Source organism: Arenibacter sp. F20364 (assembly GCF_023015905.1).
Classification (GTDB): domain Bacteria; phylum Bacteroidota; class Bacteroidia; order Flavobacteriales; family Flavobacteriaceae; genus Arenibacter.
Map to the genome: position 1 here is coordinate 13561 of NZ_JALKBD010000015.1, position 15512 is coordinate 29072.

Consider the following 15512-nt stretch of genomic DNA (forward strand, 5'->3'; position numbering starts at 1 on the left):
CTACCTTAAGAAGACAGTTTAAAAATCAACATATTTAGACTGTCTTTTTTTTTGAGGAAGATTAAATAGCCTAACAGATTATTGCCCAATATCCAAAGCCTCGAAGGCATTTAGCTCCCCCTCATTAAAAACCGGGGTAACCGATATAGGATTACAGCAAACCTCACAATCCTCTACATAGGTCTGCCTAGAGATGGAAGGGTCCAATAACATAGATATTTCTTCCCAACAATAGGGGCATTGAAAGAAGTGTTCGTACATGTCTTGGATGTTTAAAATTTACCAGCTTGAAAACTCTTGGCCTACGTCAGCTATTGTACATTTAGAGCAATTCTGTCTAAAATTCAACCGACAACAACTGTCCTGTTAATTGCAACAGCTGTAATTCAGCCAACTTGGCATCATATTTCGCCAAATTTTTGTTGGTCTGAGCATTCAACAGGTTTATTTGGGCCTGCCTAAATTCTATGGATGTTATCCTACCCAATTGAAACTGTTCCTTGGACCGCTCAAAATTATTTTGATTGGTTACGACGTTCTGTTCCTGAATTTGAAATATCTGCAACCTATTTTCGTAGATTCCCAAGGCATTTAAAATATCCCTATTCACTTCAAGTGAAACTTGTTCCTTGAGTATTTCCTGATTTTCATAGGCTATTTTGGCATTTTTCACCCTTACGGTTGTTCCGCCACCATCAAACAAATTCCATGTAAGATTGGCCCCCAAGGCCAAATTATAACTATTCCTATTGCTCCCGGGAATAATCTGCCCCGGAAGAAAGGATGTTGCTGCACTTTGGTTCAAATTCCATCCATAACTCCCGCTCAACCCCAAAGTAGGCAAGTATCCAGATCTATTTACCTTAATATCATAATCGTTTATAGCCAAATTGCGTTCTGTCTGAAGTATGGCCACATTGTTCTCCTTGGACTGGGCAATATAATCCTCCAACTGTAATTTGGGAATAAAACTTACTAGGGTATCCACAACGAATTTTTCATTGAGATTTTGATTGAGGACCACATTTAAATCCCGTTTCGTATTGGCTAAACTCTGCTGAGTATTCATTAAGCTAATACTATCGTTGGTAACATCTACCTGGGCATTTAAGATGTCCAATTTTGTATTCTGCCCATATTCAAAAGAATACTCCGCCCTTTTTATCCGGTCCTTGGAAATTTGTAGAGCTTGTCTTAAAACATTTTCGTTTTCGGTTAGCCTAGCAATTTCGTAATAGACACTAAATAACTGCAGAACTGTATTCTCTATGGTTTCCCTGGCTTGCAACTCCGATAACTGATACTGTTCCTTTAATCTCTTAAAATTATAAAGTCTGCCCATACCATCAAACAAGGTATAGTTTAAGCTAAGTCCGGCATTATAAGCCTGTGATTCCGCATCATTGATCTCCAAATCTGCCCTGGGATCCCCATTGGACTCAAATTGACCGGGATACTCCGTATTACTATTAAATTCGTTATAAGTGGCACCAGCCGTACCCGTAAGACTCGGTAAATAACCAGAGTTCAGGATTCCCGAATTATTATCGGCAATAGCCACCTGATTTTTGGCTACCTTAATTCCAAAATTGTTTTCCAAGGCCAATGAAACAGCGTCATCCTTGGACAATAACTTATCTTGTGCACTTAAAATTCCGCTAAAACCTATTAGTAGGCTTGCGATCAAATATTTATATCCCATTTATTTATCGTCTTCCAATTCGTTAGATATTACAATTTCATCCTCTAACGATGTTGCTATTTCCTGAGAATGACCGTTCTGCTCATGTTTTTCAAAATTTTGCATATGACCTTCTTCCTGTTGTTCCTTTATTGCCCGTTCCACTTCTTCCTTGGTTACTTTTTTTCCGGTGATCAACCATTTGGAACCAACTTTCATCTTATTGCTAAAGGCTAGGAACAACGGTAACATCAATAAGGTCAATACGGTTGCATACCCAATACCGTAGGCAATGGAAATGGCCATTGGCTTTAAAAATTGTGCTTGACGACTTTTTTCCAATAGCAATGGGGCCAAACCTGCAATAGTGGTAATAGAAGTCAAAAATATTGCCCTAAACCTAGATTTCCCGGCTTCATAAATGGCATCATCAAATTTCATTCCTTCCCTAAGATTGCCGTTAAATTTCCCTATCAGCACCAGGCCGTCATTTACCATGATACCAATTAGGGCTATAATTCCCAACATGGACAAAACGTTGATAGGAAAATCATGGATCCAATGGCCCCAGGATACAGCGGTAATGCTAAAAGGCACCAAAATAATCAACATTAGGGGTTGACTAAAACTTCTGAAGGTAAAGGCAATCGTTATATAGATCAACAATAAAACGGAAAGCCCCACAAATTTTAATGAACCAAAAAGTTTAGCGGTCTCCCTGTTCTGACCCTCATAGGAAGCCGTTACCGTAGGATATCTGGAATGAATATCCGGCATTATTACCGTTCTTATTTCATTCATAATATCCGTGGCACTAGTGGTCTTATCGTCTTTAATATCGGCAGAAACCTGAATTTCGCGCTGACCTTCCAAATGGTTAATGGCAACGTCCCCTCTCACTATAACGTAGCTTGCAATTTCCTTTAAGGGCACCTTATTACCACTGGGAGTGGTAATCCTCATATCGTCCAGATCATTAATGGATGATCGGTCCGCACGGTCGTAACGCACCCAAACCCGAATTTCATCCTGTCCCCGTTGAAAACGTTGTGCCTGTGCCCCAAAAAATCCGGCACGAACCTGATTCATAACACTTCTCAAGTCCAACCCCATTAAATAGGCGTTCTCCTTAAGCTCCATCCGTATTTCCTTAATCCCCGCAGGATCATTGTCCGCCACATCCTTTAGCAGGGCATTATTTTCCAAAATGGCCTTGAGTTCTTTTTTTGCCTCTTTTAGTTCTCCTATATTATTTCCCAACAGGGAAACAGAAACGGGGCTGCCCCCAAAATTACCTCCTGAACCATAAATAAGACTTTCTACGCCAATAACCGGACCTACCAATTCCTGCAATCTATTGGTTATCAAATCCGATCGTATCTCGTCTGGCCTTTCTTCTCCTGGCAAAAGGTTAATATCCAGCGAAGCCGTTGAAGAGCCGGGCCCCACTTTTCTAATCATGTTTTCAAAAAGCTGTTTCCCCGTACCCTTTAAGTACTTTTCCGTTAGCTCTTGGTCCACAATTTTAGCCTTTTCCTCTATAAGGCTTATAATGGAATCGGTTACCCGTTCGTGCGTCCCATTGGGCATAAGCAAGTCTACCGATACCCTATCACTGGCCACACGCGGAAAAAACGAAGTTCTGATAATTCCTCCCCCAATGGAACCGAAACTTAAGAACAGTAGCATTACGAAGATGGAAAACATCAAGAATTTATAGCGGAGTGAAAAGCGCAAAACGGGGCCATAAAGTTTATCCCGCATCCACATCATAAAGCTATCGCCCCATTCGTTTATAACCCTTAATTTTGCAAATAGCCTTGCTATGCCAGTTTTAGGCTTATTGTCCAAGGGCTGCAGGGCTTTTGAATGGGCCAAATGGGCAGGTAGAATAATCAAGGCCTCAACCAAGGAAACCACTAAAGTAAGTATCACAATTACGGATACCTCACCAAAAAATTCGCCGATCCTACTATCCAAGAATAGGAAAATAGAAAATGCCAATATCGTAGTAATGATGGCCGATATAATTGGAGGCAATACCTCCATAACACCATCTACCGCCGCCTGAATAGGGGGCTTTCCTTTTTCGTAGTTCTGATAAATGTTTTCGGCGATCACAATACCGTCATCCACCAATATACCGATTACGATAATCATTCCAAAAAGGGACAAAACATTAATGGTTACATCAAAGAATCCAGCAAATACAAACATTCCCAAAAATGCTACTGGCAATCCGAAGGCCACCCAAAACGCCAACCTGGTATTCAAAAACAGGGAAAGGAAGACGAGTACTAGAATCATTCCCATTATGGCATTTTCGGTCAACAATTGCGTGCGCTGGGTTAGTGTAACTGACTGATCACTGATCACGCTCAACTTTACGTTGTTATGCTTTTGATTATACTCTTCTATATATTCCTTTACCTTTTCGGATGATGTTATTAAATCTTCAGTATTGGTACTGGTAATGGCGATATTCACTGCTAAATTTCCATTGAAATAAGTAGCATTGGGCGTTTCTGAGAAACGATCTCGGATAACCGCCACATCCTTAAGCCTTACGGTTTGACCAGAAGCATTGGCCCTGACGATCACATTTGACAATTCATTTCCATAATACGACCTATTATTGGCCCTGATCAGAAATTCCTCCGCACTAGTCTTAATATTACCCCCAGTGACCAAAATATTGGCATTTGAGACCGCTTGGGCTACCTCGTCAAATGACACATTATAAGCCAAAAGACTATTTTCATTTACGGCAATCTCTATTTCCTCATCGGGATATCCGGTAATATTGATCTGGGAGATACCCTCCATGGCCCTTATATCGTTCTCTACCTGCCTGCCTATCTGCTTCAGCGCCGATAAGCCTATATTTTCACCACTAATGGCAAAACTAATCGTCTGTCTTACTGCCTCCAATTTGGAGACCACCAAGGGCTCCATACCTGTTGGGAAAGAAGGCACTCTATCCACGGCATTCTTAACTTCCAAGAGCATAAAGTCTATATCCCTGTCCTTCTCTATCTCGACATTTATAATACCGCTGTTTTCCCTTGACGTGGAAGTAACCCGGTCCACTCCCTCCAAACCTTTTAGGTTATCCTCTATCTTAAGCACAATGCCCTCCTCCACTTCTTGGGGGGAAGCACCAGGATAGGTTACATTTATGCTTATATTTTTGGAATCTGTAAGTGGGAAATAGGAAGATTTTAATGACAATGCCCCAACAATACCAAAAATAAGGAAAGCCACAATGATGACATTTACGGCAACATGGTACTTTATGAAATAGGCTATAATATTCCTCATTAGTCTAGATTGTTGGTTTCTTGGTCGCTAAATACTTTTACCAACATTCCGGAGTAGGCTCCCATAACTGGCTTGGATAAAATTGTTAGTCCGTCCGGAACATCTTTCAAAACTACTTTGTTATCCGAAAAGTAAACCGGTTTTACCGGTATCAAATCCAATACGGAATCCCTAACGACAAATATTTGTTGGGTTTCCAGTAATAAACTTCTGTTTATTTCAATTGCATCTGTCTCTTCCTTTGCTTTAAGATGGGCCTCCATGTACATCCCTTCCCTTAGGTCCGGATCCTTTACCTCTATAAATGCTGTAATGGTCTGGGAATCTAAATCTACACGACCATTGATCCTAGTTACTTTTCCCTGGTAGGTTTTGTTCCTGTCTATACTTCTTAACTCAACCACTTCCCCAACATTCAGCAGATCACTATATGTTTTACTAATGGCAACTTCCAGTTCATAATCATTGTTATTGATGAACTCGCCCAATTTCTGACCAGACCTAACCAAGGTTCCTTCTGTAACCAATGCCTCTGTAAGTACCCCATTAAACGGTGCTGCGATGGTGTATTTGGCCAGACGTTGCTCTAAATTTTTTATGGTGTAGTAATTGGTCAATATACCTCTACCGGAAATAAAATACTTCTCCTTTTCCGTGGACATTTCCGGAAGGGGAGGAATACTTTTATTTATATCAAAATTGGCCAAAAATGTCTGCCATTTATTAAAAACCTCCGGGTAGTCCAATCGAAGATCAGGCATTATGGAAGTGATTAAATTGTAAAGATTACTTTTTGAAGATTGAACATTGGCATAATATTCTGCAGCGTCTATTCTTATAAGTACTTCCCCTGCCCTGTATTCCTGTCCTGGTCTAAATAATTTGTTTCCTGGTTTAAAAACACCTTGGACCTCGGCATAAAGCTCTACCCTTCTTTTGGCCACAAGATTTCCGTTTGCCGGAACAATAATGGGTACATTGCCATTTTTGACAGTCTCTACCACCACCGTTTTTATCACTTTTTCGGGTCGTGGTTTTGGTGTCTTCTTACTGTTGACAATGTAGCTAGCCCCAAAAAAGGAGCCTATTATTAGGAGAACCCCAATAATGGATAAAACAATTTTTCTAGAATTCATAAAAGGCTAATAAAGGGGGTTTGACTGCAAAACTATCTATTAGTTTAAGGGATTTTTGTTAAATGTATCTTAAAGTTCCAAAATACAGGAATAATAAAAAAAAAAGGAATACAAATTGTATTCCTTCTAACCAAACCAACTTATTTTTAAATAATTACTACTCCTCCATTTCATCCTCAAACTTCGTATCTGCCATTCTTGTTTTAATAACATCAAAATCCTTATACTTGTTTTCCTTTTCTACCTCCTTCTTATCATAGTCAAAGACAAGGAACTGACCAGAATTCATGCTCTCCATATTATCAAAAGAGAAAATATTGTTGTTCTGAATTTGAAGGACTTTCAGGCTTGCCAACTGTCCAAACTCTTTTGGAATTTCTCCACCAAGTTCATTATTCGCCAGCACCAATTCCTTTAATTGCCCCAATTTACCCAATTCTCCAGGAATGGAACCGTACAATTTATTTTCAAAAAGTCCCAGACTCTCCAATTTTGAAAGCTCTCCCAATGAATTTGGTATACGCCCCGTAAGATTATTACTGGATAAATTAAGCTCCTTTAAGGTCTGAATGTTACCAAGACTTTCCGGTATTTTTCCAGAAAGGAAATTGTTAAAAGCGGACAATATTGTCAAGGATTTCATATCCCCCATTTCCGCAGGTATTTCTCCTTCCAACCTATTCATCTCCAATTTCAAAACCTCCAATTTATTAAGCTGTACCATACTTTTAGGAATCTCACCACTAATGGTATTAAAGGCAAGATTTAGATGTACCAAGTGCTTTAATTCACCTATACTTTCTGGCAGGCTACCCACAAGGTTATTCCTAAAAAGGTTTATTGCCACCACATGACCGTTTTCTACCGTTACACCATACCAACTGTCAACTGGGGCATTCACATCCCAAGAGTTGTTCCATTTTTGGCCTTGGGTACTTTTGTAGAGTTCCAGCAGCACATTTTTTTCGCTTTTTGGAACCATGGCGTTCACTGTACTGGTAAAAACCAAACAAAACCCAAGCAGCATCAAAAAGTTTGCAATATTTAATTTTCGTTTCATCATATCCATAATTTTTTTATTCCACAGCATCCTCAAACCTAGTCTCAGCGGTTCTTACGTCCTTGGCACTATTTATTTTACTAAAATCAATCATTCTTTGATTACTTTCATCAAAATCAAAAAGCGCAAATTTATTTTTACCGTTTTCGCTATTAAAATCATTTTTACCAAATCTATTATTTTGTAATTGCACCAGTTCTAGGTTAGGAAGGCTCAAGATATCCTCTGGAAATTCCCCCCTAAAACGGTTTTCTGCCAAAACAAGCATTTTCAAATTGGTCAGGTTCTCCAAACTGTCCGGCACTAAACCTCCAAAATTGTTATCTCCAAGCTCCAAACGTTCCAGATATCTTAAATTCCCAAAGGTCAAAGGAATAGAACCACTTAATCCGTTATGGGAAAGTAATATTACCCTTAACTTTTTGATCTCACCAATACTTAAAGGTAATTCTCCGGAAAGGCCGTTATAAAAAAGGTCCAATACAACAAGTTTTTCCAGATCCCCTATATTCTCAGGAATCTTCCCCGCTATCTTATTTTTACCCAATCTTAGTACAACCAATTTTTCTAATTTGGTGATACTTTCAGGAATACTCCCTCCTAGATTATTTAAGGCAAGGTTCAACACTTTTAAATCCTTTAGGTCTCCTATTGAATTTGGTATGCTGCCGCTGAGATTGTTGTTCATTAAATTAATGGAAACCACTTTATTGTTCTCAAGCGTTACGCCCTCCCAAGTAGAAACTGGGGACTTTAAATCCCAACTCCTGATCCAGGCATCACCCTTAGCACTGCTATATAGGTCTATTAGCGCATTTTTTTCCAGACCGGTAACCTGCCCTGACAAAAATTGCCCCACAATAACCATTAAGAGCATAAGTATGCTTTTTTTCATATTTTCACTATTATCCAACTAGGGAATAAGAATTACCCTACAAAATAAGATTATTGTCCGATAAACTGCAAAAATATTCGATGAAAAAAGCTCGAAAGCCCTATTTTTGTTGTGAAAGTGCAAAAAGTTGTGGTGAAAGAAATATAGCCCTTTAGTTTATTTTTCCTACAAGGTAAATTCTTCAAGTTCCAAGGTTATATTCTCCCAAGTTTTCATCAGATTTTCGAGGCTCTTTTTTTTCTTCTGATAAGAGTCAAAAAAGTTCTCCTTGGCAATTGTTGCATCATAATTCATAAGCAGATCATGATCAATACCTGCTATTTCCTTTTCCAACTGGGCAATATCACTTTCCGTTGAACTAAGTCTATTTTTTAGGGATTTTATCTTCTTTTGATCTTCAAAATCGATGTGCTTCTCCTGGGGCTTTTCCTTTTTTTGGACTACCGTCTGCTTCTTTTCTATTGCCCGGAAATCCTCTACTTTTCTTTGTTCCAAATAGAAATCGATATCCCCAAGATATTCTTTAATATTCCCATCCTTAAATTCATACACTTTGTTGGTAAGTCCCTGTAAAAAATCCCGATCGTGGCTCACTAGGATCAGGGTTCCATCAAAATTCTGAAGGGCCTGTTTTAAGACGTTTTTGGATTTAATGTCCAAATGGTTCGTAGGCTCATCCATCACAAGCACATTAAAAGGCTGTAGGAGCATTTTAGCAAGGGCCAATCTGTTCCGCTCCCCTCCTGAAAGTACTTTTACATATTTCTCCACCTCATCTCCCCTAAATAGAAAAGACCCCAAAATATCCCTTACCTTACTCCTGTTTTTCTCATTGGCCGCATCTATCATGGTATCTAAAATAGTCTTTTCGCCATCTAGATATTCTGCCTGATTTTGGGCAAAGTAACCTATCTGCACATTATGTCCCAATTTTAAATGGCCCTCGTGGTCTAGATCCCCTACCATTATTTTGGCCAAAGTAGATTTTCCCTGTCCATTTTGCCCAACAAAAGCGGTCTTGGAGTCACGCTCTATTAAAAGATCTATTCCCTTAAGCACATGGTTCTCCCCATAACTCTTGGATAAACCCTCAATCTCCGTTACTACTTTGCCAGGGGTTAGCGAAATTTGAAATCTCAAATTCATTACACTGTTGTCATCCTCATCAACCTCTATCCGTTCCATTTTGTCGAGCTTCTTGATCAGGGACTGAGCCATGGAAGCTTTTGTGGATTTGGCCCTGAACTTTTCAATCAACCTTTCCGCCTGTTGTATTTCCTTCTCTTGATTTTTCTGGGCATTTAACTGCTGTTGCTTTATTTCGTTCCTCAGTACCAGGTATTTGGAATAGGGCTTATTGTAATCATATATCCTACCCAAGGAAATTTCAATGGTCCGATTGGTAACATTATCCAAAAACATTTTATCGTGGGAGACGATCATTACACCTCCCGCATAATTTTTTAGAAAATTCTCCAACCAGATTATAGATTCGATATCCAAGTGGTTGGTTGGCTCATCCAATAAAAGCACGTCATTGCTCTGTAACAAAAGCTTCGCCAATTCTATCCTCATCCGCCAACCGCCGGAAAAAGTTTCCGTTTTACGATCAAAATCCTCACGCTTAAAGCCTAGGCCCAATAATACTTTTTCCGTTTCTCCCTGATAATTGTAACCCCCCAATATTTCATAGTGATGGGTTACATCGTTCAAATCTATTATCAATTGATTGTACCCTTCGCTTTCATAATCGGTCCTTTCTGCCAGTTGATGATTGATCTCGTCCAACCTTTGCTCCAAAGCCTTTATTTCCTCAAAAGCCTGATGGGCCTCTTCCTGTACCGTTCTTCCAAGGTCAAAATCGATATCCTGCCGTAAAAATCCCATCTTAATATCTTTATCCGAAGCTATAGTTCCGGAGTCTATGGGCATATCCTTGGACAGAATCTTCAAAAGCGTAGATTTACCCGCCCCGTTTTTTCCTATAAGACCAACTCGATCCCCGGAATTTAAACGGAAAGATATTTCTTCAAACAAGTATTCTCCTCCAAAAGAAACGGAGAGGTTATGGATATTAAGCATATTTGGTGACTAATGTTACACTGATTAATTCTACAAAAATGTATTTTTGTTGAAACTTTTTGCAAATGTTAAAAAAAGGAAACAAACTCTACAGCATTTTAACAGGAACTTGTCCTAAATGTCACGAAGAGAGTATGTATCAGGACAAAAACCCTTATCATTTGGGGAATCTTTTTAAAATGAACGAGCGTTGCTCGCATTGCGGGACCAAATATAAAATAGAACCCTCTTTTTTTTACGGCGCCATGTATGTTAGTTATGGTGTTGGTGTGGCATTTGCCGTGGCCGCTTTCGTGATAGCCTTTTTATTTTTCAAGGCTTCTTTGATAAATACCTTTATCGCCATTATAGTTACAATGATCGTTTTTATGCCGTTTATTATTAGGGTTTCACGAAATATATGGATTAATTTCTTTATAAAATATGACCCACAGGCTACTACTAAGGTTAAATCCTAAAATGTTTCTTGGTAAAACGGGACAGGTCCATTTCAGGTTCCAATGCCTCTTTATTTTCTATAAAACCATATAATTGCTGTGATGCCATTGGTGCTATCATGACCCCACGGGAACCCAAACCATTGAGTAAATACATGTTTTCATATTCGGGATGCCTACCTACCAGTGGCTTCCTATCACTTACCGTTGGCCTGATTCCCGCTACATGATCTACAACCTCATAGGAACATTTTAAAAAGGTGTTTAACTTTTGTAAAAGTTCTTGTTTACATTCTTCAGTGGGAGTATTGCTTTTATCTTTCCATTTATAGGTAGCCCCCACCCTGTAAAGATCCTGACCCATGGGAATTATAAAAACAGAGGACTTAATAACCCTCTCCTCTTTCAAAGCCGGTGCCTTAATGGTCAACAATTCCCCTTTTGTACCGTTAAGAGGCAGATAATTGAAATATGGATTTTTTTTTATTCCAAAACCAGTTGCAAAAACTATTCCTTTGGCCTTTGATCCACGGTATTCCACAAATCCATCTTCCATCTTAAGGACTTCAAAATCAAAAGTTTCCCTTAGCATTAAATTTTTATGCATCAGATACTGCCTGTAGTGCGATAATAAAACGGCAGTATCTATCCTACCCGTATACAACACTTCGCCATAACCATAGGGCGATTCAAGATTGGGATTATCGTTAGAATATATTTTTGGCGCCACAAAATGACCCAGATTAGGTTTGTCCGAAGCCTCAAACCAAAGGTTCTGTTCGTTTATGCTGGCAAAACGACGCATGATCGGAATTTTGTAATCCAATTGAACATTTAATTTTTGCTCCAATTGGGAATAGAAGGGAATGGCCAGGTCTAACTGTTCTTTGGCATTCCAGGCTAAGGTAAAGCGCTTCAGGGTAACAGGATTGTACAGTCCACCTGCAACCACGGAAGAGGTTTGGGAATCATCACTGATTACTTTAAATGATTTTTTATTTCTGTCCAATACCTCACAGAAGGAAATACCGGCCAAGCCCAGACCAACAATTAGATAATCTACCATTTTGCAAAAGTAGAGAAGGAATTTTAAATCTTGGTCAAATTGAAATATTAATCATATGGCTTCCATTAAAAGCAACTTTTCTTTATTCCCTTATCTTTCACAACTGTTGATTACGAAATTAAGAACCCCAGAGCAATGTCAGTTCGGGATTGGCTCAAGATGCCGAGCGAAGTCCGCAACTTCGCAGCGTTAATGATCAAGGGGTAAAAAACTCAAAAAAAAGATAAACTGTCCGCGAAGCTGAAAACTGCGCAGATGGTTGGAGCGAACAGTTCAGAGGCTTTGGAAATATAGAATTCTTCCCTCATAGCGCCTTTTCTTTATTAACCAATTATTCAAAGTAAACTACCTCGGGGCAAGCCTGCCTGACCGACATAGGCAGGTTTAAATCTGGATTATCGAGTAAAACCAAGAACGTGCTGTGCGTTATGAAATCGAAATCATCTAAAAAAAAGAAGCGCCACATCTTAAGATGTGGCGCTTAACTATATATGTGAATTGGAATATTATTAAGGCTAGTAGGCCCACATATCTTGTTCCCTATCTCGGATAACCTCTTTAATTCGTTTGGATTCCAATAATTGAAACAGGGCATTATCAGCTATATAGTCCTTAACCTCACGATCCCCGTGCACGTTATCTTCCTTGTAGATCGTTGCATTGAATCTTCTTGCATTCAACAACATATCAAAAGAAATGGGCTGTGCGGAATTCCTTTGGTTAAACACTTTGGCCTCATGTAATATTTGTCTTGCACTTGGGTACCATACCCAGAACAATGGAACTTTTGCTTCGGCCAAATCCATAGACTCATCATCTATAAAGTTAACGTCCGGAGCCACAGGTGCTATACCCAACAATCGGTATTTTAGCTCTCCCAACCTTTTGTCGAAATACCAGATTCCTTTAATAAGGTATTCTTCCAAATCGGCAGCCGAAAGGTTCCTGCGATTAATATATTCAGGAGAAATTGGCTCTCCCGCGTTGTATTGCTCATATCCGTAGTCCGTAGTATCCACTTTTTGCAAAGTTGCTGCCAAATCACTGAACTTTCTTTTTTCGGTAAAATAGGAATCTACGTATACATCTTCCAATTTTCCGTTTTTGATGTTCTTGATCAACACATCGTATAAGGACCTTCTGTCCGGACCTATGTCAATAGTATCCAAAGGATAATAAAGTGGAAAGTTAACACGCTCGTCCAAGTCGATAACCTCCCAAACGGTTTTGGACCAGAGGATATCCCTGTCGTCCACATAAGCGTAGGGTAAAGGAGCGTCATTATCTTTCGCAATTTGCGCCTCTGTCTTCTTCCCTATCTCTTCCGGTAATTTGGCATTTAAAATATTTGCCTGGGCGGAAATAGACAATGGCAACAGGACCACTACTCCAATTAATAAAACATTTTTCCAATTCATCTGTTTAAATTTATTGTTTTTATTCTTCAGTCGCGCTTCACAGCAGACTGGTGAATTAGCCATGGTAAACCTTCTTCGTTTGCCATGGCTACCTCACAACATTTTTCTAGTTTGTGATCTCCACAACAACAGGAGATACCTTTTTAAGCTTATAGCTTTTGTTATTTGTAATATAGGCTTCGATATCAAATATCTGAATAGCATCTCCACGGCTTGCTCTCTTTAAGGCAGACTTGGCTCTAGCATCCAATTTGTTACCATTTACATCTACAGTAGGCTGTCCTGGAACCTTAAATTTAAATCCGCTAACCGCTAGGTTAAGATCAAAATCAAAGTCTTCCAATAAAGCTCCAATAGTAGATATTTCTAGGTTGTTTTTACCCATTTTAGCACTTCCTGATTCCCCTCTTACGGATCCTGAAGGTCTTGGAATATCCTTAATCCTAAATTCTGAAGAAGTTTTGATCATTTGTCCATCAGGCAATTTACCTGAAGCAGTTATTGATACTGTTCTTCCTTTACCAGGATTCATGGCGTATTTACTTCCACTCTGCTTACTTAGTCCTGGAGCGGATGCACTTACATTGTTATCAGGAATACCGGGAATGGATATGGTTATTGGGTTGGAAACACCACGATAAACAACATTCATTTTATCGGCTGAAATAACAGCGGCATTTGGCTTGGTAATAGTTGCAAAAGTAGAGGATACCGGCACTTCTGTACGCTCTCCATCCTGCATAAACACTAAGTTACCAGCAATCTTATGATCCCCTGCACTTCCAGCACTTACGGTTAGCCTTACCCTACCATCCTCGATAACATAATCGGTACCTTCACTTAACTTTCTACCATCAAGGGTCAAGTTAACTTCGTTAGGTTTTGTAGTGGCATCTTTACGTCCTAAAACTATATTTCCAGCGAATTTTTCACCAGCGTAAAAAGCAGATTTCTCTTGCTCCAACAAAGTGGTATAGTTGGTCATTGATACCTCGCTGGTCAACTGTCCTTGTAACATAGCTTTCAAGGCATCTTCCTCCGTTGACTTAATATCGGCCTGAAGCGCAGTAAGTTTGGTTAAAGAAGCTATCAAAGGGAACCCCTCGTAATGATAAGCCAACCAATCTACTTTGATGCCATCCCTATTCTCTACTTTACCATTCGCATCGCCAGTTTCAAATCGTGCCTTTACGGCATCTCTTACTTCTTGCATGCTCTCCGGTAAAACAGCGGTAACCTGGGAACGATAATCCGTGATCCTTTTCATGAATTCCTTTCCTTCCTGTCCTAAGTTATCTCCTTGAAAGAATTTTTGATCTAGATAATCTGTTTTATCCATGACCTGATAATCCTTAGGGTCTTCTACACCCACAAGCATTTCTTTCTTAAGATTCTCCAAATAGTCAAAATACTCCACAGACAATGCCTTTATTTTCTTGGCGTCTGCCAAAAGCGGACCGAATTTTTCTTCGTTTTCACCGGCTTTTGTTTCCAAGCCGCTCAAGAAGGCAAGGTTATTCTGTGTTGTTTTGGTATTGGATGTCTCCAACTTTTCGTTCATTAGACCGAAAGCTGCAAGTACTTCCTTACTCATGTTCAAGGCCAACATACAAATGAAGACCAAGTACATTAAGTTTACCATTTTCTGACGTGGTGATTGTTTTCCTCCTGCCATTTTCTAATTAGTTTTAATTATTAATTGATTTGGGTTTGGTTATTGAATTCTAACTAATTAGTTTCTATTCATTGCAGATAACATACCACCGTAAACTCCGTTCAAAGAAGAAAGATTGGTTGCCAAGGATTCCATTTGATCCTTAAGGGCACTTGAATTCTGTACCACTTCTTCGTTGATGGAAGCCTGTCTGCTAGCGCTTTCCAATTGTACTTTATAAAGACTGTTCAAAGATTCCATTTGAGCGGCAGCTTGTACCATTTCATCAGAATACTTTTTAGTAGACTCCATAGCATCTACTGTTGGAGCTATACCCTTGGCTGCACCTTCAAAATTTTTGATGCTACTACCCAAGCTGCTCATTAACTCCGCGTCAACTCCAGCTTCTTTCAATAGGTCATCCAATTTTTTGGACAAAGAAGCTTCTGCCTCTTTCATTTCCGCATTGGGATTTGATTTTCCAGAGGATGCTCCTCCCTGTAATTCTGGATACACCAATGACCAATCATATTCATCATCGATGGGTTCAAATGCACTAATCGCAAAAATCAATGCTTCTGTAATAAGTCCTACTGCTAATAAGAGACCTCCTGTAAGTGGTCCGAACTCCCAGTGTAGAATTTTAAATAAGGCACCTATAATTACGATAGATGCTCCAAGGCCGTAGGCCATGTTAAATAATTTCTTAGTTGATTTTGACTGTGCCATAATTTTAAATTTAATTAAGTAATGTTAATAATA

General features: G+C 39.3%; 12 protein-coding genes. 1 reads left to right on the forward strand and 11 read right to left on the reverse strand.

Features of this window, described 5'->3' with window-relative positions; translation table 11 throughout:
- Positions 1-78: 78 nt before the first annotated feature.
- The 7 genes from MWU84_RS13425 to MWU84_RS13455 all read right to left on the reverse strand — a co-directional run bounded on the left by MWU84_RS13425 (position 79) and on the right by MWU84_RS13455 (position 10175).
- Entirely contained in the window at positions 79-261 is a 183-nt protein-coding gene (locus MWU84_RS13425; protein WP_246902085.1) for a CPXCG motif-containing cysteine-rich protein, read from the reverse strand.
- Positions 262-337: 76 nt separating this feature from the next.
- Positions 338-1702: a TolC family protein gene (locus MWU84_RS13430; protein ID WP_246902087.1), complete on the reverse strand. Its 1365-nt coding sequence runs from the start codon at positions 1700-1702 to the stop codon at positions 338-340.
- Complete coding sequence (locus MWU84_RS13435) at positions 1703-5002, reverse strand: efflux RND transporter permease subunit (protein ID WP_246902089.1); 3300 nt, start codon at positions 5000-5002, stop codon at positions 1703-1705. It lies immediately after the preceding gene.
- A complete protein-coding gene (locus MWU84_RS13440; RefSeq protein ID WP_246902091.1) occupies positions 5002-6138 on the reverse strand; it encodes an HlyD family efflux transporter periplasmic adaptor subunit in 1137 nt (378 codons plus the stop codon). Before MWU84_RS13440 ends, MWU84_RS13435 begins: the two co-directional genes overlap by 1 nt.
- Before the next feature lie 157 nt (positions 6139-6295).
- The gene (locus MWU84_RS13445; RefSeq protein ID WP_246902093.1) at positions 6296-7201 is read right to left on the reverse strand and encodes a hypothetical protein; all 906 of its coding nucleotides are present in this window, start codon (positions 7199-7201) and stop codon (positions 6296-6298) included.
- 13 nt (positions 7202-7214) lie between these two features.
- The gene (locus MWU84_RS13450; protein ID WP_246902096.1) at positions 7215-8093 is read right to left on the reverse strand and encodes a hypothetical protein; all 879 of its coding nucleotides are present in this window, start codon (positions 8091-8093) and stop codon (positions 7215-7217) included.
- 165 nt (positions 8094-8258) lie between these two features.
- A complete protein-coding gene (locus MWU84_RS13455) occupies positions 8259-10175 on the reverse strand; it encodes an ABC-F family ATP-binding cassette domain-containing protein (protein WP_246902098.1) in 1917 nt (638 codons plus the stop codon).
- A gap of 65 nt (positions 10176-10240) precedes the next feature.
- On the opposite strand from MWU84_RS13455, the gene MWU84_RS13460 reads away from it, so the two are divergent.
- Positions 10241-10633: a DUF983 domain-containing protein gene (locus MWU84_RS13460; protein ID WP_246902100.1), complete on the forward strand. Its 393-nt coding sequence runs from the start codon at positions 10241-10243 to the stop codon at positions 10631-10633.
- Here the strand turns inward: MWU84_RS13460 and MWU84_RS13465 are convergent.
- From MWU84_RS13465 to gldL, 4 genes are all read right to left on the reverse strand, one after another.
- Positions 10623-11678, reverse strand: coding sequence for an FAD-dependent oxidoreductase (locus tag MWU84_RS13465; RefSeq protein WP_246902103.1), 1056 nt, complete (start codon positions 11676-11678; stop codon positions 10623-10625). The genes MWU84_RS13460 and MWU84_RS13465 overlap by 11 nt on opposite strands.
- A 515-nt stretch (positions 11679-12193) precedes the next feature.
- Positions 12194-13096 (reverse strand): gliding motility protein GldN, encoded by a 903-nt coding sequence (gldN, locus tag MWU84_RS13470; protein WP_246902105.1) that lies wholly within the window; start codon positions 13094-13096, stop codon positions 12194-12196.
- A gap of 106 nt (positions 13097-13202) precedes the next feature.
- Positions 13203-14771 (reverse strand): gliding motility protein GldM, encoded by a 1569-nt coding sequence (gldM, locus tag MWU84_RS13475; protein WP_246902107.1) that lies wholly within the window; start codon positions 14769-14771, stop codon positions 13203-13205.
- A 57-nt stretch (positions 14772-14828) separates the two neighbouring features.
- Positions 14829-15479: a gliding motility protein GldL gene (gldL, locus tag MWU84_RS13480; protein ID WP_246902109.1), complete on the reverse strand. Its 651-nt coding sequence runs from the start codon at positions 15477-15479 to the stop codon at positions 14829-14831.
- Positions 15480-15512: the final 33 nt, after the last annotated feature.

What these genes read in the sequence shown, in the direction of transcription:
- MWU84_RS13425 (WP_246902085.1), bottom strand. Translation starts at nt 261, where the DNA reads ATGTACGAACACTTCTTTCAATGCCCCTATTGTTGGGAAGAAATATCT.
- MWU84_RS13430 (WP_246902087.1), bottom strand. Translation starts at nt 1,702, where the DNA reads ATGGGATATAAATATTTGATCGCAAGCCTACTAATAGGTTTTAGCGGA.
- MWU84_RS13435 (WP_246902089.1), bottom strand. Translation starts at nt 5,002, where the DNA reads ATGAGGAATATTATAGCCTATTTCATAAAGTACCATGTTGCCGTAAAT.
- MWU84_RS13440 (WP_246902091.1), bottom strand. Translation starts at nt 6,138, where the DNA reads ATGAATTCTAGAAAAATTGTTTTATCCATTATTGGGGTTCTCCTAATA.
- MWU84_RS13445 (WP_246902093.1), bottom strand. Translation starts at nt 7,201, where the DNA reads ATGATGAAACGAAAATTAAATATTGCAAACTTTTTGATGCTGCTTGGG.
- MWU84_RS13450 (WP_246902096.1), bottom strand. Translation starts at nt 8,093, where the DNA reads ATGAAAAAAAGCATACTTATGCTCTTAATGGTTATTGTGGGGCAATTT.
- MWU84_RS13455 (WP_246902098.1), bottom strand. Translation starts at nt 10,175, where the DNA reads ATGCTTAATATCCATAACCTCTCCGTTTCTTTTGGAGGAGAATACTTG.
- MWU84_RS13460 (WP_246902100.1), top strand. Translation starts at nt 10,241, where the DNA reads ATGTTAAAAAAAGGAAACAAACTCTACAGCATTTTAACAGGAACTTGT.
- MWU84_RS13465 (WP_246902103.1), bottom strand. Translation starts at nt 11,678, where the DNA reads ATGGTAGATTATCTAATTGTTGGTCTGGGCTTGGCCGGTATTTCCTTC.
- gldN (WP_246902105.1), bottom strand. Translation starts at nt 13,096, where the DNA reads ATGAATTGGAAAAATGTTTTATTAATTGGAGTAGTGGTCCTGTTGCCA.
- gldM (WP_246902107.1), bottom strand. Translation starts at nt 14,771, where the DNA reads ATGGCAGGAGGAAAACAATCACCACGTCAGAAAATGGTAAACTTAATG.
- gldL (WP_246902109.1), bottom strand. Translation starts at nt 15,479, where the DNA reads ATGGCACAGTCAAAATCAACTAAGAAATTATTTAACATGGCCTACGGC.